Genomic DNA, 22,899 nt, shown 5'->3' with positions numbered 1-22,899 from the left:
TCAGCCCGCCTCGTCGGGCGACGGCTGCTCGTCGAGGGCCAGTTCGTCGCGCAACGAACTGAGCGTGCGCGACAGCAACCGCGAGACGTGCATCTGCGAGATGCCGACCTTCGCCGCGATCTCACTCTGCGACATCGCGTGAAAGAACCGTAGCGACAAGATCTCTCGCTCGCGGTCGGGCAGGCGTTCGAGTGCCGGCCGCAACGTGACGAACTCGTCGATCTGGGAGATCCGCTCGTCGTCGGAGCCGAGCGTCTCACGGATCGACCGGCCCTCGTCGTCGGGCTCGGCGTCGATCGACCTCGCGTGATACGCCGAGCGTGCCATCAGGCCGTCGATGACCTCGTCGACAGGTAAGTCGAGATGTTCGGCGATCTCACTCGGCCGCGGCGATCTCCCGAGCGTCTGCACCAGTTCATCGCTCGCCTTGCTGATGCTCAACGAGGTCTCCTTGGCCCGCCGAGGGACCCGGATCGACCACATGCTGTCGCGAAAGTGCCGCCGGACCTCACCCATGACGGTTGGCACCGCGAACGACAGAAAACTTGCGCCACGTTCGGCATCGAAACGATCGACCGCGTTGACCACACCGATCCGCGCGACCTGCAGGAGGTCATCGAACGGCTCACCGCGATCGCTGAAACGCCGGGCGACATGGTCGGCCAACGGCAGGCAACGTTCGACGATCTCGTCACGCATTGCCGCACGGCGATCGGCATCACCCTCATCACGCATCGTGCGGAGGGCACGCACCACATCCGCATAGTCGTCGCCTCGCGAGCCGCGAGGCTTCTCCGCAGGTGGAGACGCCAACCGGTACCTCCTGTCGAGCATCATCCCGATGTCCCAAAACCCTATCTGAGCGACGGTACTCAGTACCCCTGACCCGCAGGTCCCAAACCTCCCTTGAACCCGTCCAGGGGAAGTCGTACGGTGAGTACTAGCGGTTCAGTCAGCAGCTGCGGGCAGACGGGACCAGTGGCAGGTATGCCCAGACGTGTCTCGTCTCACTCGACCGATCCAAAGGACGGACACGCGCAATGACCTTGAGCACTCATATTTCTTTCCGATCCGCATCGGAACCCATCGCCCGACCGCGAGTTCCCGGGCAGAACCTCACCGCAAGCAAATCGTATTGCGTGCAGCGCTTTTCCGGCGACATCGATATGCAGACCATCGCCGACCTCGCGGCGGCATTGGACCGGGTACTCGGGCGCAAACCCGACTGCGTGGTCTTGGACCTGTCCCGGGTGCACTTCCTGAGCGCTTCAGGTCTTGCGATCCTGTCGCAGTTCGGATCTGACGCGGCGGATCAGGCGATACCGGTTGCGGTGGTCGCCAAACGTGAGGTGGCGCGCCCCATCGAGGCCTGCGGGCTCGTCGGCGTCCTGCCCATCTACGCTTCGGTCGAAGAAGCCGGTTCGGATCTGACAGAATCCCGTTCGCACTGAACCTGGTTCGCGCCCGCCGTCACGCGACGTGATGGCGGGCGCGACGTTTCGCGAGCACCACCGTTGCGAGGCGACGACGGTCGACGTCCGAATACGAGACCGACTGGCTGTCGGTGACGGTCTCGATCACACGCCAGCCGAAGCCCGATGTGTCCAGATCGATCTCATGCGGCATCTCCCCTTCGACGCGAACGACGACCCCCGTCGGGCTGACGATGAGTACGACACAGAGTTCGCCTTCCGGCGCCGAGATCGACACCAGTTGCGCGCAGACCTCGTCGATCCCGAGATTGATGTCTGCGACGTCGTCGACCGTCCAGTCGTCGATGAACAGCGTTCGCTCCACCACCGACCTGAGGATCGGCAGTCGGTCGGATCGGGCGGCCACGCGCAACTCCACCGGCGTGTCCGCTGATTGCATGAGCTCGTCGATCATCTCCGGGTGGTCGGTGACGGCGTGGTTCTCGCCCACTGGCACTCCTAAGCGACGGTTCGGTGACACGTCATTCTTACCCGCGCGTCCCGGACCCGAAACCCGCCGGTCGCAATTTCTGTGTCGCAACCGCCTGACTCGAGTTTCGCCGCACGGTGGCCTGGGTATCCACCGCCCCTCACCAATCCGTCGATGGCGACCGGGAGCGAAGGATTCACCGATGAACGCAGAGACTACCCCGGGCGTCCCGCACAGACGCCCCCACAAAGACACCGGCGGACCGGGCGGCACAGCGCGACGCAGTGCGCCGCACGCCCGATTTCTGACGATGATGGGCCTGGTGGGATACGCCACGCTCCTTGCCGCGGTGGTGTTGGTCGTGCTGGCGATCGGCGCCGCGGCGGGCGACCACGCAGACGCGCACTGGTACGGACTGAGTGCTGCCGTCGTGGTCGTGTGTGCCGCGGCTCTGCTCGGGACGAGTCGCTATCTGTCCGCCCGCCGGCCCGGCGACACCCGCATCCAGCAGGACCCGTTGCAACCGGAGGTCACCGTCGAGGAGGAGCACCGGTACGAGGAACTGTATCGAGACGACCCGGATCGATGAGATGATCCGGACATCGAAAGGACTGACGTGCATGACCGCTCCGTGTGAAGACGCCACGCCCGAATCAGCTCGAGCGTTGCTCGACGCGGGCATCGTGTATCGGCCCCAGCATGATTCGTATCTACTGGTCGAGGCAGTCCGGTCCAGCGGGTTGGCGCGCTCGGCAACCGCCGCAGACCTCTGTACCGGCAGCGGCGTGATCGCTCGCGAGGTAGCGCTCATGGGAGCGCGCTCGGTGGTGGGCGTCGATTCGTGCCCCGACGCCGTCCGGGTCGCCCGATCCATGTGTGCACAGGCTCCCGGCCGGGTCTCGATGGAACACTCCGACATCGCCGGGCTGCTCGGTAGGGACCGTTTCGACCTCGTCACCTGCAATCCGCCCTACGTGCCGACGCCGGCCGATGGGTCGATCCGCGAGCGCAAGAGTCCCCGCAACGCGTGGGAAGCCGGCGTCGACGGACGTGCCGTGCTGGACATTCTCTGCGCCGCCGCACACCGCCTGCTCAACCCGGGCGGTAGCTTGTTCGTCGTCCAGTCCGAGTTCGCCGACATCGACGCCTCGATCCGGACGCTCGAGACAACCGGTCTCGACGCTCGCGTGGTTCTCAGTCGTTCGATACCTTTCGGACCGGTACTCACCGCACATGCCGGGTGGTTGAGGGAAACCGGCCGACTCGCACCCGGGCAGCAGACCGAGCGGCTCGCCGTCATCCGGGCAGACAACCCTCGAGCCGCCGCCCCGAGAGAGGTCACACGATGAGCGAAGAGCGACAAGCGTTGCCCGTCCGTGTGATCCGTGGCGGACCGGTCATGATTCCGGGGCCGGTGGACATCGAGCTGCCCGACGGGACGCAGGTACGGTCGGACCGGTTCATGGTCGCGGTGTGCGCCTGCGGCCGTAGCCGTCGTTACCCACTCTGCGACACCAGCCACCGCCGTCGACGGCGCCAGGAGTAGCCCCTCCTCACACGATGTGTCGGCCGTCCTCCCACAGGGCACGCAGGTGATCGTCGAAGGCATCCTCGACCACGAGGAACGCACGTATGCCGAAGACCACATCCACCTCGAGTTCTGGCTCCCCTCGTACCAGCGTCCCCACCACATCGTGGCGAAGAACCTGCTCGTGCACCGCATCGGCCTCCACGTGCTCCCGGTAGAAGTGTCGGCAGGCCTCCGGGGCGTCCAGGTTCTCGAGCCCGGTCAGCAGGCGCTGCGAACCGGTCGGTGATGTGATCTCGGTGGCCGCCAGGTGCCCGACCGCCGCCGCGCGCAACGATCTGTGCAAACCGAATGCCGACATGAGGTTGACCGGCGCGAGCGCCCAGCCCGGGGCCACGTCGAGATATCCGAGGTAGTCGGGGCTCAGATCCGCCGCCGCGAGCAGATCGGCGAACAGCTCCTGATGGACGGCGTCGGCGCGCCCGCCACCGAACTCGTCGAACTCCACGGCGACAAATGCCGCCTTGGATGCGCCCCGGAGTCGCGGTATGGCCCAAGCGTGCGGATCGGCTTCCTTCAGGTGATACAGCGAACGCAGTGCGAAGAGGTCACGGTACTGCTGCCAGGTCCCACCCTCTGCCAGCCGGAACGAGACCCCGTCGCCGGTCGTCGGCTCGACGCAGAGTTCGTCCATCTCGGCCTCGGCGGACGGAGCATCCAGCGTGCCGACGTGGGCACGGATGGCGTCCAGGAAACGACGTTCCAATTCACGACGGAACGCCAGCACCTCGGGGTCCCACTCACGTTCGTCATCGACTCCGACGAAACCCACATAGTGGAGCTCGTAGGCGATGTAGAGCGCCAGTTGGAGGTCGTCGCCATACGGATCGGCGGCGTCGACGTCCGGAGCCCCGAGTGGGACATCGGTCGCGAGGGCGTCGATCAGGCTCTGCGAGAGCGGACCACGAGATCGCGGCAGCGTCGGACGGACCATGCGAGTGGTTGTTGCGGCTGCCAATTGGTACCCCTGCTCTCGTGTCTGCCTTCTCATCATCGAGTATCCGCTCGATGTCAGTCGGGCGGCTCGGCATCCCCTTGCTGATCCGGCGCCGGATCCACCGTCTTCGCCCCGCGTTCCGGGGTGTCGACGTGCTCTTCCTCGAGCTCGTCGACCTTCTCACGTGCGTCGTCGGGCGAGGGAGCCGGCTTTTCCGAGGCCTCTCGACGAGCGGTTTCGGACGGATCGGCTTCTGACGACATCTCCACCTCCTCATCAGTGTGTGCGACAGGTTGGGTTTCCCGGTTCCCGGCCGCGTCAAACCTGCCGTCATCGAGGTCGACGTCACCCGATGTGTGACCTACCGACCGCGCGGGTACTGCCCCGAGGGTTCGTCGACAACAAGAGGAGGCTTCTTCGATGGGTGAGACGGTCGCCGACCAGGTGTTGGCCAGGCTGCGCGAGTGGGGTGTGAGCCAGGTGTTCGGCTACCCCGGAGATGGGATCAACGGCTTGATGGCGGCGTGGGCCGACGCCGACGACGACCCCTCGTTCATCCAGTCCCGGCACGAAGAGATGAGCGCTTTCGAGGCGGTCGGATTCGCGAAGTTCTCCGGTCAGGTCGGCGTCTGCACGGCGACGAGTGGGCCGGGCGGTATCCATCTGCTCAACGGACTCTACGACGCCAAACTCGACCATGTACCGGTGGTGGCGCTCGTCGGGCAGACGGAGCGTTCCGCCATCGGCGGCGCGTACCAGCAGGAGATGGACATGCACTCGCTGTTCAAGGATGTCTGCAGCGACTTCGTCCAGATGTGTACGGTGCCCGAACAGATTCCGAATCTCATCGATCGCGCATTCCGGATCGCGATGACCGAACGCGCCCCGACGGCGGTGATCTTTCCTTCTGACGTGTTCGAGCTCCCTTACTCGCCGCCGCAGCACGAGTTCAAGCATGTCCATTCCAGCCTCGGGATCGAGCCGGACACCGCCGATCCCGATCCCGACGCTGTTGCGCGTGCCGCCGACGTGCTCAACGCCGGCAGCAAGGTCGCGATGCTGGTGGGCCAGGGAGCCCGTGGATGTACCGACGAGCTGGACCAGGTCGCGGAGATACTCGGTGCCGGCTGTGCACAGGCGCTTCTCGGCCGTGACGTCCTGCCCGACACCCTCCCGTGGGTCACGGGCTCCATCGGGCTACTCGGCACCACCGCGAGCTATCACCTCATGCGCGACTGTGACACTCTGCTCACCATCGGGTCGAATTTCCCCTATGCACAATTCCTTCCCGAATTCGACCAGGCCCGCGGCGTACAGATCGACCGCAGCGGCAAGCTCATCGGGATGCGCTACCCCAACGAGGTGAACCTCGTCGGCGACGCCAAGCGAACGCTCCGGGCCCTCCTACCGCTCCTGCGCCGCAACGAGGACCGGTCGTGGCGCGACAGCGTGGAGAAGAATGTCGCGCGATGGCAGTCGACGGCCCAGCGCCAGGCCATGACGGACGCCGACCCGGTCAATCCGATGCGGATCTTCCACGAATTCTCGGAACGGGCGCCGTCCGACGCGATCATCACGGCCGATTCCGGGAGTGCCGCCAATTGGTACGCCCGGCACATCACGTTCCGCGACGACATGCGCGGGTCGCTCTCGGGCACGCTCGCCACGATGGGCGCGGCGGTGCCGTACGCGATCGGCGCGAAGTGGGCACACCCGGAACGGCCTGCGATCGCGTTCGAAGGTGATGGGGCGATGCAGATGAACGGTCTCGCCGAGATGCTCACCGTCGCGCGGTACTGGCGGCAGTGGACCGATCCGCGTCTGATCGTCGTGGTGCTGCACAACAACGATCTCAACCAGGTGACGTGGGAGCAGCGCGCGATGTCGGCCTCGCCTAAGTTCCCGGAGTCGCAGACGCTCCCCGATCTCGACTACGCGGAGTTCGCGCGGGGAATCGGGCTGGACGGTGTCAACGTCGGCTCGCCGGACGAGCTCGGCGACGCCTGGGATCGGGCTCTCGCATCGGATCGTCCCACCCTGCTCGACGTACGGTGCGACCCGAACGTCCCGCCCATTCCCCCGCACGCCACTCTCGAACAGGCCAAATCCCTGAGCACCGCGTTGGTCAAGGGCGACGAAGACGCCTGGGGAATCGTCAAGCAGGGCGCCAAACTGAAGGTGCAGCAGTACCTCCCGGGCACCAAAGACGACAACTCGTGAAGCCGGGGGCGGCACCGTCCTGAATCCCGGTACGTCATCGGGGTTTATGTCTGCGCCGTGGCGGGTAGGACTCAGGTAACCGCGGCGCTCACCCGGGTGTCCGTCACGGCCAGATCTCCAAGGTTCTGTGAGTAGCCTTGGAGGTCGCCCCCCCAACCACGAGAGCCACCGGCAACGACGACCTCGCCGGCTCCGCGTCGGTCGACGGGCCGCGACAACAGCGGGCACGATGCGCGTTCGACGGTGGCCGGCGCGATCTCACCGGGTGCGGCGGCGAAGGAGTGGCCGCGCTGGGGATCTCGTCGCGGTCGAATACTGCCGACAGCCGCGCCTGGTCATCATTTGATGATGGCGTCGACCGTCTTCTTCAAGGCGGAGGGTTGCGCAGGCGAGCGCGGGGCCTTGGCCTTCAGTTCGAGCAACTGCTCACCGAGTTCCTGTAGTTCCTTACGGCCCAGGGCCTTACGTACCTCTGGGAACCACTCGGACTCTTCCTCTTCGATGTGGTGTTCGACATTCTCGATGAGTACGGTGGTCTTCGCGTCGAACCGCTCGTGGTCGGGTTTCATCGTCATGAGCTCCATCACGAGCAAGTCGGCGACGTGGTGCTCCTCGTAGGATTCGAGGATGTCGTCCTCGACCTCCGGAACGGCCTCCCGTACCGCTGGATACATCCCTTCGTTCTCGATGTAGGTATGCACGGTGAGAGCCTCGATGATCTTGGCGACGATGTCGCCCTTGGTCTTCGTGGCGTTCGGCCCGGCGCTGCGAAAATCCTTGAACAGCTTCTTGATCTCCTTGTGGTCGTCTTTCAGGATCACGATTGCGTCTGTCGACATGGGGGCTCCTCGAGGGTGTGATTGTTGTCGGGTTGTCGAGATCTGGACGGTCAGGTGTCGTGTTCGCCGATGCCGGTACGTACTTCGTGTAGCCGGCGCTGCGGGCTGTCCGGCGCGAGGGGTTGCGTCGGCGCACCCGCCCCGGCCCGCAGTCCGTCGAGGAACTCGTCGAGCACTGCGCGTGGCTCTCGCGGGTTCCACGACAACTCTTCTCGTGCTCGGGTGCTGTCGAGCAGCGGTAGGTGCATGACGGTGTCGAACAGTCCGGGAGTCGCCGGCACCAGCCGACACCGCCAGGCGATACCCAGGACTGCTGTGACCAGACGTGACGGGACCGCCACGCAGCGGGCATCGCAGTAATCCGCGAGGAAGTCCGAATCCACCGCAGGCTCCGAACCGAGGTTGAAGGCGCCCCTGGCGGATCCCAGTGCCGCCGCGACATATGCGGCCGCGACGTCGTCGGTGTGGACCACCTGCACGCTCAATCCGGGTATGCGCGGCACCACCGGCAACCGTTGTGGGCGGGCCAGCCGGCCGGGCACGAAAGGGCCGCCGAACAGACGGCGCTGGGAGGTCGCGGACGTCCGTTTGAAGATGAAGCCGGGTCGCATCCGGACCACGCGGACCGCTGGATGGCGCGCTTCGAAACCGTCGAGCCACCGTTCGACGTATGCCTTTTCACGCGGGTAGGCCGCCGCGCCCCAGCCGTCGGTCGACCAACTCTCGTCGACATGCCGATCCGGATCCGCCGCCGAGTAGGCCGCAACCGATGACGCATAGACGATCGCCTTCACGTTTTCTGCCGCCGCGGCCTCGAAGACCCGGATCGCCCCGATGACGTTGTTCTCCCACGTCACCGCGGGATGCCTGGTCGGCTGGAAAAGCCAAGCCAGATGGATGACAACGTCGGCGCCACGCAGCAGCGGGCGCACGTCGGAGCGGGCCACATCGGCCGTGGTGACAGTGACTTTCGGCGATGCAGGCTGCGCAGGCCGGCGGGCGATCCCCCGGACCTCGGCCACCTCGTCGTGGCGGAGCAGTTCGGCAATCACACTGGTGCCGACATTCCCGGTCGCACCACAGACCACGACCCGCAGGCCGTCGGCCGCATCGTTGGTGGGCGTCATCTTCGTCATCTACCCGTTATGCGGCGGGCCGAAACGTCGACAGCCATCGCCTGCCGTGCGCAGAACTGAGAACCGAGGACATCGACACCGAGGTCTTCTTCCTTCCCGCGGCCGCGCACACCGAGAAGTCCGGCAGCTTCACCAACACCAACCGCATGCTCCAGTGGCATCACCAGGCGGTCGAACCGTCCGGGGATGCCCGAAGCGATCTGTGGTTCATGTATCACCTGGGACGGATCATCCGCGAGAAGCTCCAGAACTCAGACGATCCACGCGATCGCCCGATCCTCGATCTCACGTGGGACTATCCCACCGAGGGCGCGCTCGACGAACCGATCGCGGAAGCGGTGCTGGCCGAGATCAACGGGTGGAACGCCGACGGCGAGATGCTCGGCGCCTACACCGAGATGCGCAATGACGGAAGCACTTCCGGCGGATGCTGGATCTATTGCGGCGTCTATGCCGACGGAGTCAATCAATCGGCGAGGCGTAAGCCGTCCGAGGAACAGGACTGGGTCGGCGCACAGTGGGCGTGGGCGTGGCCGGCAAATCGTCGAATTCTCTACAACCGCGCGTCGGCGGCGCCGGACGGGTCGCCGTGGAGCGAACGGAAGAAGCTCGTCTGGTGGGACGCCGAGGCGGAGACCTGGAGCGGTTACGACGTTCCCGACTTCGAACCGCACAAGCCGCCCGACTACCGCCCCGATGACGATGCCCACGGCGTCGACGCGCTGAGCGGTATCGATCCGTTCATCATGCAGGCAGATGGCAAGGGGTGGCTCTACGCACCCGCGGGGGTCATCGACGGCCCGATGCCCACCCACTACGAGCCACAGGACTCGCCCGTCTCGAACCCCGTGTATCGACAGCAGCGCAATCCGGGCCGGATGGTCTACCGCGATGAGCACAACCGATACACCCCGGACCCGGATGCCGCCGGTGCGGATGTCTACCCCTATGTGGTCACGACGTATCGACTCACCGAACACTTCACGGCCGGTGGAATGACCAGGTGGACGCCCTATCTGAACGAACTCCAGCCGGAGGCGTTCTGCGAGGTCTCGCCCGAGCTCGCCGCTGAGCGCGGCTTGGAGAACGCCGGGTGGGCGACCCTGATCAGTCCCCGTGGTGCCGTGGAACTCCGAGTTCTCGTCACCGATCGGATGACCCCTCTGCGGATCGACGACCAAGTCACCCACCACATCGGGGTGCCCTACCACTGGGGGCCCAACGGGGGTCGACCGGCGATGCGATCAACGAATTGTCCGCCATCGTGCTCGATCCCAACTCCCATATCCAGGAGGTGAAGGCGTTCACGGCGGACATCCGCCCTGGCCGTCGGCCTCGTGGCACCGCGGTGGCCGATCTGGTCAGGGATCACCGGCGCCGTGCGGACGTTGATGCCGACACCGGAACAGGAGTCTGAGAATGGCTGCGCCGCAACACCACTCGCTGCAGAGTGACGATCCTCCCAACGGCGGAGGGTACGGCGACGACCCCTCTCCGCGCTACGGCTTCTTCACCGACACCAGCGTGTGTATCGGTTGCAAGGCGTGCGAGGTCGCGTGCAAGGAGTGGAACGCGATCCCCGAGGACGGGCTCGAATTCTCGGGGAACTCTTACGACAACACGGGCGGCCTCGGCGCCGGCACGTGGCGTCACGTCGCGTTCATCGAACAGCGCAAACCATTGGGAGAACAGCGGAGTGAGGCGGGCGCCGCGGTCGACCTCGGCTTGCCGGAGTTCGCGCGGCCGGGCGACGACGTCGAGGGCGAGCGCACCGAGTTCCGCTGGTTGATGTCCTCGGACGTGTGTAAGCACTGCACGCACGCGGCATGTCTGGACGTCTGCCCGACCGGATCGCTGTTTCGCACCGAGTTCGGCACCGTGGTGGTGCAAGAAGACATCTGCAACGGCTGCGGTTACTGCGTTTCCGCCTGCCCGTACGGCGTCATCGACCAGCGGAAGGAGGACGGCCGCGCATGGAAGTGCACGCTCTGCTACGACCGCCTGGGCGAGGGTATGGAACCTGCGTGCGCCAAAGCGTGCCCCACCGATTCCATCCAGTTCGGGGTTCTCGACGACCTGCGCGAACGGGCCGATGAGCGGTTGGCACAGTTACACGATGCCGGAGTCGACGACGCGCGACTCTATGGCCGCGACCCGGACGACGGAGTCGGCGGCGACGGCGCGTTCTTCCTGCTGCTCGACGAGCCCGAGGTCTACGGCCTCCCTCCGAATCCTGTTGTGACCACCCGTGATCTACCACAGATGTGGAAGCACGCCGGTGCGGCGGCGGGGGCCATGCTCGCCGGACTCGGCGCACTGTTCCTGGGAAGGCAGCGATGAACGAGCGCCGCACGGGCGTCCCCGACGATCCCGTCGCCCCGCCGGAGCGAGAGGCCGTCACCGGAGCCGCGGAGCCCGCGCCCCGGCGCAAGCGCCGGCGCGGCCGTGGTGAGCAGTTGATGGTCCCCGACGCCGAGTTCCAGAGTTACTACGGCAAACCGATCCTCAACGGACCGACCTGGGCGGCCACCGACATCGCCGGGTATCTGTTCCTGGGCGGCCTGGCCGGTGGTTCGTCGGTGCTGGCCGCCGGGGCGCACCTCACCGGGCGGCCGCGTCTCGCACACGGACTCAAGATCGGCGCGGTCGGCGCGATCTCGGCATCGGTCGCCGCACTTGTGCACGACCTGGGCAAGCCGTCCCGATTCGTCAACATGCTGCGCGTGCTGAAGCCCAGCTCTCCGATGAGCGTCGGGTCGTGGCTGCTCTCGGTGTACGGTCCGGCCGCCGGCGTCGCGGCGATCAGTGAAGTGACCGGACGCCTCCCCCGGCTGGGATCGGCGGCGACCGTGGCCGCGGCCGCCACCGGACCGGCCGTCGCCGCGTACACGGCGGTCCTCATCAGCGATACCGCGGTACCCGCGTGGCACGAGGGACATGTGGAGATGCCGTATCTGTTCGTCGGTTCCGCGTCGTTGGCCGCCGGCGGTCTCGGCATGCTCGTGGCCCCGGTCCGGGAGGCCGGTCCCGCGCGCCGTGCCGTGGGTCTCGGAGCCGCGGTGGAGCTGGGCGCCGAGGAGCTCATGCGGCAGCGCATGGGCCTCCCCGGAGAGACCTTGCGCAACGGGAAGGCGGGCCGGCTGATCCGCACCGCCCGCGTGCTCGGACTGTTCGCGGCCACCGCTGCCCTCACCAAGGCGGACGATTCGCGGCCGCTGTCGATGGTCGCGGGTGCCGCAGCCCTCGCCGGTTCTGCATGTATGCGCTTCGGGCTGTTCGATGCGGGTGTCCAGTCCACCCGTGACCCGAAGTACGTCGTCGTGCCCCAGAAGGAATCGAACCACTAGCGACCACAGCTCGGTCCGAGGTCTTGGGCCACACGGCCACTGGTCACCGGAATCATCGTCGGGGCCAAGTAGCATCCCTGCCTGTGAGCACGGTCGTATCCACCCCGACAGCGACGCCCAACGAGGACGCCGCGACCGGCAACACGTCTGGGTACCGGTTGGACCTCGACGGTCTGCGGGGATCGCGATCGCGCTCGTCGCGATCTTCCACGTCTGGTTCGGACGCGTGTCCGGCGGCGTCGACGTCTTCCTGACGCTGTCGGGCTACTTCTTCGTGGCATCCCTGCTCAAGCACGTCATCGCCACCCAGCCCGCAGCGGTGCCGTGGCGCACGGCGATCAACCCGTGGCCGAGGTTCTCGCGCCTCGTGCGCCGGTTGCTCCCGGCGCTGCTGGTCATCCTGGTCTTCATCACCGCGCTGATCGCCCTGGTGATGCCCAAGACCCGATGGGGACCGCTCGGTTCGGAGGTGCAGGCGAGCGCGCTTTACTACCAGAACTGGCATCTCGCGCTCGATTCGCAGGATTATCAGGCCGCGGACTCGGCCAACAGCCCGATGCAGCACTTGTGGTCGATGTCGATGCAGGGACAGTTCTTCGTCCTCACGCTGGTGTGTGCCCTGGCCCTCGGCGGACTCCTGCGCCTTCTGTCCCGGCGGTTCCCCGCGCTGTCGAATCCTTCGGCGATCCGCGCCATCGTCGGTTTCGGCCTGCTCGCGGTCGCACTCGTCTCGTTCGCCTGGGCCAATCACCGGCACGCGGTGAATCAGCCGTTCAACTACTACGACACCATCGCGCGGCTGTGGGAGCCGCTGGCCGGCGGCCTGCTCGCCGTCTGGATGCCGCGGCTCGCGCTACGGCCATGGATGCGCAACCTCCTGGGCGTCGTCGCGCTGGCGCTGATCGTCACCTGCGGCTGGTGGATCGCCGGCGTGCAGGAGTATCCCGGCGTGATGGCGTTGGTACCGGTCGGCGCGACATTGCTCCTGATCTGGACCGGATCGGCGGCCACCCAGCCCGACCCCACCGCGGGGACCGGAGCCGTCAGCAATGCCCTCGCACATCCACGTCTGGTCTGGCTCGGCTCCATCGCCTACGCGCTCTACCTCTGGCACTGGCCACTGCTGATCTTCTATCTGGCATGGCGCTATCAGGACGACGTGAACTGGCTGGAGGGCACCGCCATCCTCGCGATCTCGGTGGTGCTGGCCTGGGCGACCACCCGATTCATCGAGACGCCGTTGCGTGCCGGACGGGCAACGGTTCTCGGACCGCGATATCGCCGGGCACTGCTCGCGCTCATTCTGGTCACCAGCGTGGTGGCCGGCTCCGCCGTCGTGATCTGGCAACGCAACGCCGCCAACGCGACCGTCAACACCGAGAACCTCGATACCCGCCTGTATCCGGGCGCCCGGGCCTACCTCGACGGCGCACCGGTGCCGAAGGTCGACCCGCAGCCGAGCCCGGAGGTCGTCGAGAAGGACTGGCCGATCACGTCCTACGACTCGGTCATCAGTGGCTGGAAGGACCCGTCGATCAAGGTCGGCGTCTACGGCGACACGAGTGCCACCCGAACCGTCGCGCTGGTGGGCGGTTCGCACGCCGAATATTGGATCACCGCGCTCGACGCCATCGGGAAGCAGCGCGGATTCAAGGTGACCACCTATCTCAAGGTCGGATGCGCGCTGACGACGAGTCATGTCTTCATCTGGTTCGGGCAGAAGTACTACCAGTGCAACGACTGGTCGAAGCGGGTGATGGACCGCCTCGCCGTCGACAAGCCGGACGTGGTCTTCACCAACTCCACCCGGCCGGTGGAGGGCAGGGGCGCCCGTGGGGACTACGTCCCGCAGGATTACGAGGACATCTTCGCGCAGTTCCGGGATCGAGGACAGCGCGTGATCGCGGTGCGGGACAACCCGTGGGCACACGGGCAGCTCAAGCCGCCAGAATGCCTGGCCGAGGGGAAGAAGCCGCAGGTCTGCGGGGTGCCGCGCGATCTGGCGATGGCGCCGACCGACCCGGCACAGGCCATCGCGCCGCAGTTCCCGAACATCAGTTTCCTCGACTACACCGACGCGATGTGCGGGCCCACCTACTGCCCGGCCGTGGTCGGCAACATCCTCGTGTGGCACGACTATCACCATCTTTCGGCGACTTTCGTCCGCAGCCTCACACCCGCCGTCGATGCCGATCTGGCAAAGACGCTGCACTGGTGGTGATCTCGGTCACATGGCGCTGACCCCGGATACCGCCCGGTCAACGTCTCAGGCCACCCCCAGAGTGCACTGTTAAGGTGTCAACCGATGCTCGTGGCGCGGGCGTCTGCGCCCGACGGCGCGGGCCGCGACCGAATCGCCGTGAGCTCCGAGGACTCACGGCCGAGCCCCTCGGAACCGAGAAGTCCATCTAACGGTTGGGGCTGAGACACGCGTGACCACCTTTGCGCCGGAGCGAGGAAGCGCCACCATCCAGAGCGCCGACACGATCGCACGCTCCGGCCAGAAGGTCAGCTCCGCAGGCCGAAAGGCTTATCTCCACCATCTCGACCTGATCCGGGCGACCACGTTCTCACTGGTGATCTTCGTCCACTGCCTCACGCAGACCACCGACGAGTTCAACAGCTTGCCTGTCAACACAGCATCGTTGCTGCTGCATTTCACCCGCAACACCTTCTTTGCGTTGACCGGCTTCGTGCTGATGTATCAGAACTTCGACAAGGCCGACTTCAGCACCACCGGCTTCTGGCGTAAGCGCATCAAGCTGGTCATCTTCCCGTACCTCATCTGGTCAGCGATCTATTGGCTCGTCCAGGAGGTGTGGGCGAAGGATCGCATCGGCGACGTGCTGTCGAATCCGGTCAGCAGCCTCGCCGAGTTCGGCCGGCTGGCCGGCTGGGGTCTGTCCGGCTTCCAGATGTACTTCTTGTTCGTCATGCTGCAGGTGTACCTGTTGTTCCCGTTGGTCCTGTGGCTGGTGCGAGCGACCCGTGGTCATCACGGAAAGCTCCTGGCGGGAAGCCTCGCCGTACAGCTCGCCATCACGGCCACCATCACCTTCTGGCATCCGCCCGCTCCCGTCGCCGAGTACTGGTGGCATCACTACGCGACGTTCGTCCCGTATCAGTTCTTCATCCTGTACGGCGCGGTGGCCGCGGTGCACCGTGAGGCCATCGCCCGATGGCTCGCCGGCAAGGGCTGGTGGCTGTTCGGTGCGTTGCTGACGACCGGCGCCATCGCCGTCGGCACGTACCTGTCCGGCGTCTGGTTCGGCGGGAAGCCGGTGCACGACAACGACTCCGCCTTCCGCCCCACGCTTATCCCCTTCATCGTGGTCGCCATCACCTGCCTGTACGCGGCTGCGGCACACTGGGCGAGCAACTGGCGCGACGGCACACCGCGATTCGCGCGGGCCGTCTCGTTCGCATCCAACCGCTCGTTCGGCGTCTTCCTCGGACATGTCCTGGTGTTGTACTTCGTGCTCACACCGAGATCCGGTGACCAGGCCTGGCTGGTGGCCACCCTCGGGCAGCCATGGGGCACGTTGGTCACCTACATCGCCACGATCGCAGGCTCGCTGCTGCTGGTGGAGATCCTGCGGCGACTGCCAGGGTCGCTGTACCTCACCGGTCGGCCCCGCCTGCCGCTCCCGGTCCGACGCTGACCGGCTTCACGGTCCGCCGACCACGCTCAGCAACGCTCGCGGGCGTGCCAACGCGAGTTCGCGAAGATGGTTGCGCACGACCGTCCACGCCGGGCAGTCACACCGCGCAGCGACTCCGGTCGCGTCGATACCCAGGCTGCGGCACAAGGCGATCGCCCGCGTCAGATGAAAGTCCTGTGTGACGATCACTGCGGCGCGGACGCCGAAATCCTCGTCGGCGCGCCGACAACTCGCCTCGGTGTCCATCCCGTGCGGATCGTCGGTGATGTCGTCACCGACGACGCCGTGATCCTCGAGATAACTCCGCATCACCGCGGGCTCGTCGCCCGCCGCAGCAGAACCGTTGCCCGAGTTGATGATCCGCGAGACTCTGCCGGTGCGGTAGAGGTCCACCGCGGTGTCGAGGCGGCCGCGCACGTAGTCTCCGGGCTCGCCGTCGTGCACCAGCGATCCCAGTACCAGTGCCGTCGAACCGGCCGGGACGTCAGCCGCATCGAGCACCCGTCCCGACGACGAGGCGTACACCCAGGTGGCTGCGATCGTGATGATCAGCTCGACGGTCACGACGACGACGAGGACCGCCCGGGCTACCGGATGCACGATCACACGGTAGGCGATCGTGCTGCCGCGGGCACCGTTCGCTGAGTCGTTTCTCACCACTTGGCCCAATCCGGAGATGGCGGCCCATCGTGGGCCGATACTGAGACGATCGCACTGCCCGCACGGGTGCCCACCCCCGAGATCCAGAGGTCACCACGATGCCGTACATGCCGGTCACCGAATCCATGTTCCTGATCGCCGAGACCCGCGAGCAGCCGATGCATGTCGGTGGGCTCCAACTGTTCGTTCCCCGGGAGGGCCAGACGGGAGCCGAACTCGCCGAAGAGATCTTCGAGACCTTTCAGGCGTGCACCGACGTCCGCAGCCTGTTCCGAAAACGTCCGGCCTCTCCGGCGACGTTGCTCGGCCACGTGGCGTGGTCGTACGACGAGGAGATCGACTTCGACTATCACGTCCGGCGGGCGGTGCTCCCGCGACCGGGCCGGGTACGCGAGTTGCTGCGCTACGTCTCGCTCAATCACAGTGCCCTGCTCGATCGCACGCGTCCGATGTGGGAGTTCCACATCATCGACGGTCTCGATGACGGCCGGGTCGCGACCTACACAAAGGTCCACCACTCGCTCGTCGACGGCGTCTCCGCGCTACGACTCCTGGAGAACTCGCTGTCGACCGATCCCGACGACCGGACGGGAACCGCGATCTGGGACCCGGCCCTGACGCGCAGGCGTCGCGAGGCGTCGACCAGATCGCGTACCCCGAGGCTCCCCGATGTCGCCGGGCTGGCCGGACAGATCGTCGGTGCGGCGGGGCAGATCGTCGGGGCGTTGCCCGCGGCGGCGAAGGTCGCGTGGACTGCCGTCACCGACGACGACTTCGCCGCACCGTTCACGCCCGCACCACGCACCATGCTCGATGTCTCGATCGGCAGTGCACGCCGTTTTGCCGCGCAGCAGTGGCCGCTGCAGCGGCTCCGGGCCATCACCCAGCAACTCGACATCACGCTCAACGACGTGGTGGTCGCGATGTGTGCCGGAGCGCTGCGTTCCTACCTCATCGACCGCGACAACCTCCCCGACGCGCCGCTGATCGCCGCGGTGCCGGTGTCCATGCACACCGACGACACCTCCGAAGGCAATCTCGTCACCGCGATGATGGCGAACCTGGCGACCGACCAGCCCGACCCGGAACGACGACTGGCCACGGTGATCGCCTCGACGCGCAAGTCGAAGCAGGTCATCCGTGGCCTCAGCCCGTTGCAGGCACTGATGTTCGGAGCAGCCACGTTCGCGCCGCTCGCCCTGGCACCCGTCCCCGGGTTCGTGCGCTATACGCCACCTCAGTTCAACCTGATCATCAGTAACGTGCCCGGGCCGTCGCAGCCGATGTACTGGAACGGCGCCCGCCTCGACGGCGCGTACCCCGTGTCGATCGCCATGGAAGGACTGGCGCTCAACATCACCGTCACCACCACGGCAGACCAGGTGAACTTCGGACTGATCGGCGCCCGTAAGGAACTGCCCAGTCTGCAGCGGCTCCTGACCCATCTCGACACCGCGCTCGAAGAACTGGAGAAGGTCGCGGGCATTTCGACGTGACGCCGGATCGCCTCTCGGCGACCCTGGCCGCGTGATGCTTCCCACACCGACAAGGGGATCATCAAACCTGACTCGACAGTAAGTTACTCGTGAGTATCATTCCGGGTGACGGCGACGGCGGAACCCAGCGTTAGTTAGGTCATCCTTGGCAGCGCAACGCCCCCGCAACGAACTACGGTTACGTGTAGTACACGTCGGCCCACGTGCGCCTCAGTGCTGCGCAAATGGGCCGGGTGATGACCTTGAGAGAAAGGCCGGTAAGCGCCCGTGACATCCACGACGATTGCCATCGGCACGATCACCACGATTGTCAGCCTCTTCTGCTGGGCGATCTTCTTCCAGGGCGTCGGAAGAATGGTCTTGACCATCAGCAAGGGCCAGAAGATCGATCGGGCCCGGATCTTCCCCATCCTGCCGCGGATGAAAACCGTGGTCGTCGAGTTCGCGGCGCACACCAGGATGGCGAAGTTCCGAACGGTCGGCTGGGCCCACTGGCTGGTGATGGTGGGCTTCCTGCTCGGCTTCATCTTCGTCTTCGAGGCCTACGGACAGGCCTTCAGCCCCAACTTCCACTGGCCGTGGCTGGGCACGTGGGGGCCGTACGTCCTCGCAGAGGAACTGCTCGGCTGGGCAACGGTCATCGGCGGAATCACCCTGGTCGTCATCCGGCAGCTGAATCACCCGCGCGTGCCGGAGCGCATGTCCCGGTTCGCGGGTTCGAACTTCAGCGCCGCGTACTTCGTCGAAGCGGTCGTCGTCATCGAGGGCCTCGGCATGCTCGGCGTGAAGCTGTTCAAGATCGCGTCGGGTATCGAGCACGCCCCGATCTGGGCCTCCCCCACGCTGCACTACATCGCGATGCCGTTCGAGGGCGTGCCCGAGTGGTCGGTCTCGGCGATGGCCGTCGTGAAGCTGCTGTCGGCGATGATCTGGCTCGCCGTGGTCGGCCGCAACATCAACTGGGGCGTCGCGTGGCACCGCTTCGCCGCCTTCTTCAACATCTACTTCAAGCGTGAGATCGACGGTGGCGTCGCGCTCGGCGCGGCGAAGCCGATGATGAGCCAGGGCAAGGTCCTGGACATGGAGACCGCAGACCCCGACGTGGACGCGTTCGGCGCGGGCAAGATCGAGGACTTCAGCTGGAAGGGCTGGCTGGACTTCACCACCTGCACCGAGTGTGGTCGCTGCCAGAGTCAGTGCCCGGCATGGAACACGGGCAAGCCGCTGTCGCCGAAGCTCCTCATCATGTCGCTCCGCGATCACGGATACGCGAAAGCGCCGTACCTGCTCGCCGGCGGCAAGAAAGACATGGGCGGTGACGAGGTCGGTCTCGTCGACGCCGACGGAAACGTGCTCGACGACAAGCTGAACGCGATTCCCGAGGCAGCCCGGGCGGAGGCCGCCCGCAAGCTGGTCGGCGAGAGCAAGGGCGCGCTCGGCGGCGGAAACGGTATCGAGTCCGTCGACGGTGAGTTCGACCCGTCGGAGCTCGGCGCCGTGATCGACACCGAGACCCTGTGGAGCTGCACCACCTGTGGCGCGTGCGTCGAGCAGTGCCCCGTCGACATCGAGCACGTCGACCACATCCTGGACATGCGCCGCTACCAGGTGCTGATCGAGTCGGACTTCCCGACCGAGCTCGCGGGCATGTTCAAGAACCTCGAGAACAAGGGCAACCCCTGGGGCCAGAACTCCTCGGCCCGGACCAACTGGATCGACGAGATGGACATCGAGATCCCGGTGTTCGGCAAGGACGTCGAATCCTTCGAGGGGTTCGAGTACCTCTTCTGGGTCGGTTGCGCCGGCGCCTATGAGGACCGCGCGAAGAAGACCACCAAGGCCGTCGCCGAACTCCTCGACATCTCCGCGGTGAACTTCCTCGTTCTCGGTGAAGGTGAGACCTGTACCGGCGACTCGGCTCGGCGTGCCGGCAACGAGTTCCTGTTCCAGATGCTCGCCCAGCAGAACATCGAGATGCTCGGCGAGGTCTTCGCCACTGCACCGCAGCAGCGGAAGAAGATCGTCGTCACCTGTGCCCACTGCTTCAACGCGCTGGGCAACGAGTACCCGCAACTCGGCGCGACGTATGAGGTGGTCCACCACACGCAACTGCTCAACCGGCTGGTGCGCGAGAAGCGGCTCGTCCCGGTCGCGCCGCTCGGCGAAGGCGTCACCTACCACGACCCCTGCTACCTGGGTCGCCACAACAAGGTCTACGACGCTCCGCGCGAGCTGATGGGCGCCGCGGGGTCGACGCTCACCGAGATGCCGCGCCACGGCGAACGATCCATGTGCTGTGGCGCAGGCGGCGCGCGGATGTGGATGGAAGAGAACATCGGCAAGCGCATCAACATCGATCGCGTCGACGAGGCGCTCGATACTCTCGGGACTCCGAACGGTGATGCCCCGCAGAAGGTCGCGACCGGCTGCCCGTTCTGCCGCGTCATGCTGACCGACGGTGTCACCGCGCGCACCAGTGGCACCGAACGGGAAGGCAAGGTCGAGGTCGTCGACGTCGCCCAGTTGCTGCTCGAGTCGGTCAAGCGCGGTGCTCCCGAGGTGAGCCGCGGGGGTCGCTACCTGGGCCCGGCGTCGGTGCCGGCTGCCGCAGCGTCCGCCGCTCCGGCCACCGAGGAGAAGGAAGCCGAGGCGGCTCCGGCCGCGGCTGCCGCCACCGCCACCGAGGTCGCGCCGAAACCGAAGGTCGGACTGGGCATGAAGGGCGGCAAGAAGCCCGGCGCCGCAGGTAAGACCGCGGCCCCGGCCGCCGAGAAGGCCACCGAATCGCCGGGCGCCGCGCCGGCGGACGCCGAGAAGAAGCCGGCCGCCAAGGGATTCGGCATGAAGGGCGGAGCCAAGCGCCCGGGCGCCGCCAAGTCGGAGACCGCGTCCGCCGCGCCGGCACCGGCCGAAGCGGAGTCGTCGTCGGCCGTCGAATCGGCTGCCACCGAGAAGAAGCCCGCGGCAAAGGGATTCGGCATGGGCAGCGCGAAGCGTCCCGGCGCCAAGAAGCCCAACGCGGCAGCCGCCGACGCGGGTGTCACCGCTGCGGCAGAGAATCAGGTCGCGGAGTCGGAATCCGCTCCCGAAGCTGCGCCGACGGCAGACACCGAGGCCGCAGGCGCTGCTGCCGTGACCGAGGAAAAGCCCGCCAAGGCCAAGGGATTCGGCATGGCCGCCGGCAAGAAGCGGCCAGGCGGAGCCGGCAAGGCAGCGGCAGCTCCTGCAGCCGCCGCACCGTCGACCCAGGCCGAGCCCGCCGCGGCGGAGTCGCCGAGCGCGCCCGCGGAGCCATCGGCTCCGCAGGCGGAGGCGCCGAGCGAGACCTCAGCGGCCGCGGTCACCGAGGAAAAGCCCGCCAAGGCCAAGGGATTCGGGATGTCGGCCGGCAAGAAGCGACCGGGGTCGTTCGGCAAGCCGGCTGCAGGGGCTGCTGCCGCACCGGCCGCCGATCCGGTTCCCGAGGCAGAGGTTTCCGAGCCGGCGGCAGAACCCGAAGCAGAACCGGACGCGCAGCCGGAGGGGGCGGTCGAATCCGAGTCGGGCTCGGACGAGTCGGCGCCGTCGTCGAATGGCGGCCGGACCATCGCGGAGGCAGGCGCTTCCAAGGCGAAGGGCTTCGGCATCGCGGCGGGCAAGAAGCGCCCCGGCCACAGCTGATCCACGTTCGACCACGTCGACCGCGCCCCTCGGGGCGCGGTCGACGTGTTTCTGCGGCCGGTCGACCTGATCTGACACCTGGAAGGACACCCGGAAAACCCGTTTGCCCAGTGCTGTCACAATTGAACTCGTGAGTAGACCGCATGTATCGCACCTGAACCAGAACCTCAAGCCACTCGAGCAGTCGCAGAAGCTGCAGAACGTGTGCTACGAGATCCGTGGTCCCGTGCACGCACACGCGGCGCGGCTGGAGGCCGAGGGCCACCGGATCATGAAGCTCAACATCGGCAACCCGGCCCTGTTCGGCTTCGAGGCGCCCGACGTGATCATGCGCGACATGATCCACGCCCTGCCCTATTCACAGGGCTATTCGGAGTCGGCGGGGGTGTTGTCGGCGCGACGTGCCGTCGTCACGCGCTACGAACTCATCCCGGACTTCCCGTACTTCGACGTCGACGACGTGATCCTGGGCAACGGTGTGTCCGAGCTGATCACGATGACCATGCAGTCTCTGCTCAACGACGGCGACGAAGTGCTCATCCCCTCCCCCGACTACCCGCTCTGGACGGCGATGACCGCCCTCTCGGGCGGCCGTGCGGTGCATTACCGATGCGACGAGGACAACGACTGGAACCCAGACATCGCCGACATCGCGTCGAAGATCACCGATCGCACCAAGGCGATCGTGATCATCAACCCCAACAACCCGACCGGCGCGGTCTACTCGCGCGAGGTCCTCGAACAGCTCGTCGAACTCGCGCGCCAGCACTCGCTGCTGATCATGGCCGACGAGATCTACGACAAGATCCTCTACGACGACGCCGAGCACATCAACGTGGCGTCACTGGCCCAGATCTCCTCTGCCTCACCTTCAACGGCCTGTCGAAGGCCTACCGCGTGTGCGGCTACCGTGCCGGCTGGCTGGTCCTCACCGGCCCCAAGGAGCACGCGCGAGGATTCATCGAGGGCCTCGGCATCCTGGCCTCGACCCGACTCTGCTCCAACGTGCCCGGTCAACACGCCATCCAGGTCGCGCTCGGTGGCTATCAGAGCATCGACGCCCTCGTCGAGCCCGGTGGACGACTCTTCGAGCAGCGCAACGTCACCTGGGAGAAGCTCAACGAGATCCCCGGCGTCAGCTGTGTGAAGCCGATGGGCGCTCTCTACGCCTTCCCCCGCCTCGACCCCGAGGTGCACGAGATCCACAACGACGAACTCTTCGTCCAGGACCTGCTCTTGCAGGAGAAGATCCTGGTGGTCCAGGGAACGGGCTTCAACCTCACCGACCACAACCACTTCCGGATCGTCACCCTGCCGTGGTCCCGCGACCTCGGCGACGCGATCGAGCGAATCGGGAACTTTTTGTCGTCGTATCGGCAGTGACCAGCGACGACGCCGCGTCGACGATGTACACGTGACGCGGCGTCACGGACACTCTGGTCAATTCATGTG

Annotated in this window: 17 protein-coding genes and 3 pseudogenes; 13 read left to right on the top strand and 7 right to left on the bottom strand. The window is 66.3% G+C overall.

Going from position 1 to position 22,899, the window contains the following annotated elements:
- Positions 1–735 carry a SigB/SigF/SigG family RNA polymerase sigma factor gene (locus GTV32_RS18680; RefSeq protein WP_237421945.1) on the bottom strand — a complete coding sequence of 245 codons (735 nt, stop codon included), beginning with the start codon at positions 733–735 and terminating at the stop codon, positions 1–3.
- A 305-nt stretch (positions 736–1,040) separates the two neighbouring features.
- Here GTV32_RS18680 and GTV32_RS18675 point away from each other — a divergent pair, with 305 nt between their 5' ends.
- Positions 1,041–1,451 (top strand): STAS domain-containing protein, encoded by a 411-nt coding sequence (locus GTV32_RS18675; RefSeq protein WP_272918240.1) that lies wholly within the window; start codon positions 1,041–1,043, stop codon positions 1,449–1,451.
- A gap of 19 nt (positions 1,452–1,470) precedes the next feature.
- Here the strand turns inward: GTV32_RS18675 and GTV32_RS18670 are convergent, their stop codons facing one another.
- Complete coding sequence (locus tag GTV32_RS18670; RefSeq protein ID WP_343287384.1) at positions 1,471–1,923, bottom strand: anti-sigma factor; 453 nt, start codon at positions 1,921–1,923, stop codon at positions 1,471–1,473.
- 181 nt (positions 1,924–2,104) lie between these two features.
- Here GTV32_RS18670 and GTV32_RS18665 point away from each other — a divergent pair, with 181 nt between their 5' ends.
- Genes GTV32_RS18665 through GTV32_RS18655 form a run of 3 tightly spaced genes read left to right on the top strand, consistent with a single transcriptional unit; the run spans position 2,105 to position 3,448 of the window.
- Complete coding sequence (locus GTV32_RS18665; RefSeq protein WP_161061576.1) at positions 2,105–2,491, top strand: hypothetical protein; 387 nt, start codon at positions 2,105–2,107, stop codon at positions 2,489–2,491.
- Positions 2,492–2,522: 31 nt separating this feature from the next.
- Positions 2,523–3,251, top strand: coding sequence for a methyltransferase (locus GTV32_RS18660; protein WP_161061575.1), 729 nt, complete (start codon positions 2,523–2,525; stop codon positions 3,249–3,251).
- On the top strand, positions 3,248–3,448 hold the full coding sequence (locus GTV32_RS18655) for a CDGSH iron-sulfur domain-containing protein (RefSeq protein WP_161061574.1): 201 nt from the start codon (positions 3,248–3,250) through the stop codon (positions 3,446–3,448). Before GTV32_RS18660 ends, GTV32_RS18655 begins: the two co-directional genes overlap by 4 nt.
- A 7-nt stretch (positions 3,449–3,455) precedes the next feature.
- On the opposite strand, the gene GTV32_RS18650 is transcribed toward GTV32_RS18655, so the two are convergent.
- Positions 3,456–4,424 (bottom strand): iron-containing redox enzyme family protein, encoded by a 969-nt coding sequence (locus GTV32_RS18650; RefSeq protein WP_161061573.1) that lies wholly within the window; start codon positions 4,422–4,424, stop codon positions 3,456–3,458.
- Positions 4,425–4,501: 77 nt separating this feature from the next.
- Positions 4,502–4,690: a hypothetical protein gene (locus tag GTV32_RS18645; RefSeq protein WP_161061572.1), complete on the bottom strand. Its 189-nt coding sequence runs from the start codon at positions 4,688–4,690 to the stop codon at positions 4,502–4,504.
- Between the two features lie 157 nt (positions 4,691–4,847).
- On the opposite strand from GTV32_RS18645, the gene GTV32_RS18640 reads away from it, so the two are divergent.
- On the top strand, positions 4,848–6,647 hold the full coding sequence (locus tag GTV32_RS18640) for a thiamine pyrophosphate-requiring protein (RefSeq protein WP_161061571.1): 1,800 nt from the start codon (positions 4,848–4,850) through the stop codon (positions 6,645–6,647).
- 338 nt (positions 6,648–6,985) lie between these two features.
- Here the strand turns inward: GTV32_RS18640 and GTV32_RS18635 are convergent, their stop codons facing one another.
- Both GTV32_RS18635 and GTV32_RS18630 read right to left on the bottom strand, forming a co-directional pair.
- The gene (locus GTV32_RS18635; protein WP_161061570.1) at positions 6,986–7,486 is read right to left on the bottom strand and encodes a hemerythrin domain-containing protein; all 501 of its coding nucleotides are present in this window, start codon (positions 7,484–7,486) and stop codon (positions 6,986–6,988) included.
- A gap of 50 nt (positions 7,487–7,536) precedes the next feature.
- Positions 7,537–8,613, bottom strand: coding sequence for an NAD-dependent epimerase/dehydratase family protein (locus GTV32_RS18630; protein ID WP_161061569.1), 1,077 nt, complete (start codon positions 8,611–8,613; stop codon positions 7,537–7,539).
- Between the two features lie 62 nt (positions 8,614–8,675).
- Here GTV32_RS18630 and GTV32_RS18625 point away from each other — a divergent pair.
- From GTV32_RS18625 to GTV32_RS18605, 5 genes and pseudogenes are all read left to right on the top strand, one after another.
- Positions 8,676–10,039: pseudogene (locus GTV32_RS18625) on the top strand (molybdopterin dinucleotide binding domain-containing protein); the annotation flags it as partial.
- Between the two features lie 2 nt (positions 10,040–10,041).
- Positions 10,042–10,962 carry a 4Fe-4S dicluster domain-containing protein gene (locus GTV32_RS18620; RefSeq protein ID WP_161061568.1) on the top strand — a complete coding sequence of 307 codons (921 nt, stop codon included), beginning with the start codon at positions 10,042–10,044 and terminating at the stop codon, positions 10,960–10,962.
- Positions 10,959–11,969: an NrfD/PsrC family molybdoenzyme membrane anchor subunit gene (nrfD, locus tag GTV32_RS18615; RefSeq protein ID WP_161061567.1), complete on the top strand. Its 1,011-nt coding sequence runs from the start codon at positions 10,959–10,961 to the stop codon at positions 11,967–11,969. The genes GTV32_RS18620 and nrfD overlap by 4 nt, the downstream gene beginning before the upstream one ends.
- 83 nt (positions 11,970–12,052) lie before the next feature.
- A pseudogene (locus tag GTV32_RS18610) lies at positions 12,053–14,190 on the top strand (acyltransferase family protein).
- 247 nt (positions 14,191–14,437) lie between these two features.
- A complete protein-coding gene (locus GTV32_RS18605; protein WP_343287457.1) occupies positions 14,438–15,631 on the top strand; it encodes an acyltransferase in 1,194 nt (397 codons plus the stop codon).
- Between the two features lie 6 nt (positions 15,632–15,637).
- Here the strand turns inward: GTV32_RS18605 and GTV32_RS18600 are convergent, their stop codons facing one another.
- Positions 15,638–16,231, bottom strand: a complete 594-nt coding sequence (locus GTV32_RS18600; protein WP_343287383.1) for an ElyC/SanA/YdcF family protein — start codon at positions 16,229–16,231, stop codon at positions 15,638–15,640.
- A gap of 158 nt (positions 16,232–16,389) precedes the next feature.
- On the opposite strand from GTV32_RS18600, the gene GTV32_RS18595 reads away from it, so the two are divergent.
- The 3 genes and pseudogenes from GTV32_RS18595 to GTV32_RS18585 all read left to right on the top strand — a co-directional run bounded on the left by GTV32_RS18595 (position 16,390) and on the right by GTV32_RS18585 (position 22,830).
- Positions 16,390–17,787 (top strand): wax ester/triacylglycerol synthase family O-acyltransferase, encoded by a 1,398-nt coding sequence (locus GTV32_RS18595; RefSeq protein WP_161061565.1) that lies wholly within the window; start codon positions 16,390–16,392, stop codon positions 17,785–17,787.
- A 267-nt stretch (positions 17,788–18,054) separates the two neighbouring features.
- A complete protein-coding gene (locus GTV32_RS18590; protein ID WP_161061564.1) occupies positions 18,055–21,447 on the top strand; it encodes a (Fe-S)-binding protein in 3,393 nt (1,130 codons plus the stop codon).
- A 130-nt stretch (positions 21,448–21,577) separates the two neighbouring features.
- Positions 21,578–22,830: pseudogene (locus GTV32_RS18585) on the top strand (pyridoxal phosphate-dependent aminotransferase).
- Positions 22,831–22,899: the final 69 nt, after the last annotated feature.

This window comes from Gordonia sp. SID5947 (genome assembly GCF_009862785.1).
Classification (GTDB): Bacteria; Actinomycetota; Actinomycetes; order Mycobacteriales; family Mycobacteriaceae; genus Gordonia.
This window is presented reverse-complemented; position numbering and strand designations above follow the sequence as displayed.

What these genes read in the sequence shown, in the direction of transcription:
- GTV32_RS18680 (WP_237421945.1), bottom strand. Translation starts at nt 735, where the DNA reads ATGCGTGATGAGGGTGATGCCGATCGCCGTGCGGCAATGCGTGACGAG.
- GTV32_RS18675 (WP_272918240.1), top strand. Translation starts at nt 1,041, where the DNA reads ATGACCTTGAGCACTCATATTTCTTTCCGATCCGCATCGGAACCCATC.
- GTV32_RS18665 (WP_161061576.1), top strand. Translation starts at nt 2,105, where the DNA reads ATGAACGCAGAGACTACCCCGGGCGTCCCGCACAGACGCCCCCACAAA.
- GTV32_RS18660 (WP_161061575.1), top strand. Translation starts at nt 2,523, where the DNA reads ATGACCGCTCCGTGTGAAGACGCCACGCCCGAATCAGCTCGAGCGTTG.
- GTV32_RS18655 (WP_161061574.1), top strand. Translation starts at nt 3,248, where the DNA reads ATGAGCGAAGAGCGACAAGCGTTGCCCGTCCGTGTGATCCGTGGCGGA.
- GTV32_RS18650 (WP_161061573.1), bottom strand. Translation starts at nt 4,424, where the DNA reads ATGGTCCGTCCGACGCTGCCGCGATCTCGTGGTCCGCTCTCGCAGAGC.
- GTV32_RS18645 (WP_161061572.1), bottom strand. Translation starts at nt 4,690, where the DNA reads ATGTCGTCAGAAGCCGATCCGTCCGAAACCGCTCGTCGAGAGGCCTCG.
- GTV32_RS18640 (WP_161061571.1), top strand. Translation starts at nt 4,848, where the DNA reads ATGGGTGAGACGGTCGCCGACCAGGTGTTGGCCAGGCTGCGCGAGTGG.
- GTV32_RS18635 (WP_161061570.1), bottom strand. Translation starts at nt 7,486, where the DNA reads ATGTCGACAGACGCAATCGTGATCCTGAAAGACGACCACAAGGAGATC.
- GTV32_RS18630 (WP_161061569.1), bottom strand. Translation starts at nt 8,613, where the DNA reads ATGACGCCCACCAACGATGCGGCCGACGGCCTGCGGGTCGTGGTCTGT.
- GTV32_RS18620 (WP_161061568.1), top strand. Translation starts at nt 10,042, where the DNA reads ATGGCTGCGCCGCAACACCACTCGCTGCAGAGTGACGATCCTCCCAAC.
- nrfD (WP_161061567.1), top strand. Translation starts at nt 10,959, where the DNA reads ATGAACGAGCGCCGCACGGGCGTCCCCGACGATCCCGTCGCCCCGCCG.
- GTV32_RS18595 (WP_161061565.1), top strand. Translation starts at nt 16,390, where the DNA reads ATGCCGTACATGCCGGTCACCGAATCCATGTTCCTGATCGCCGAGACC.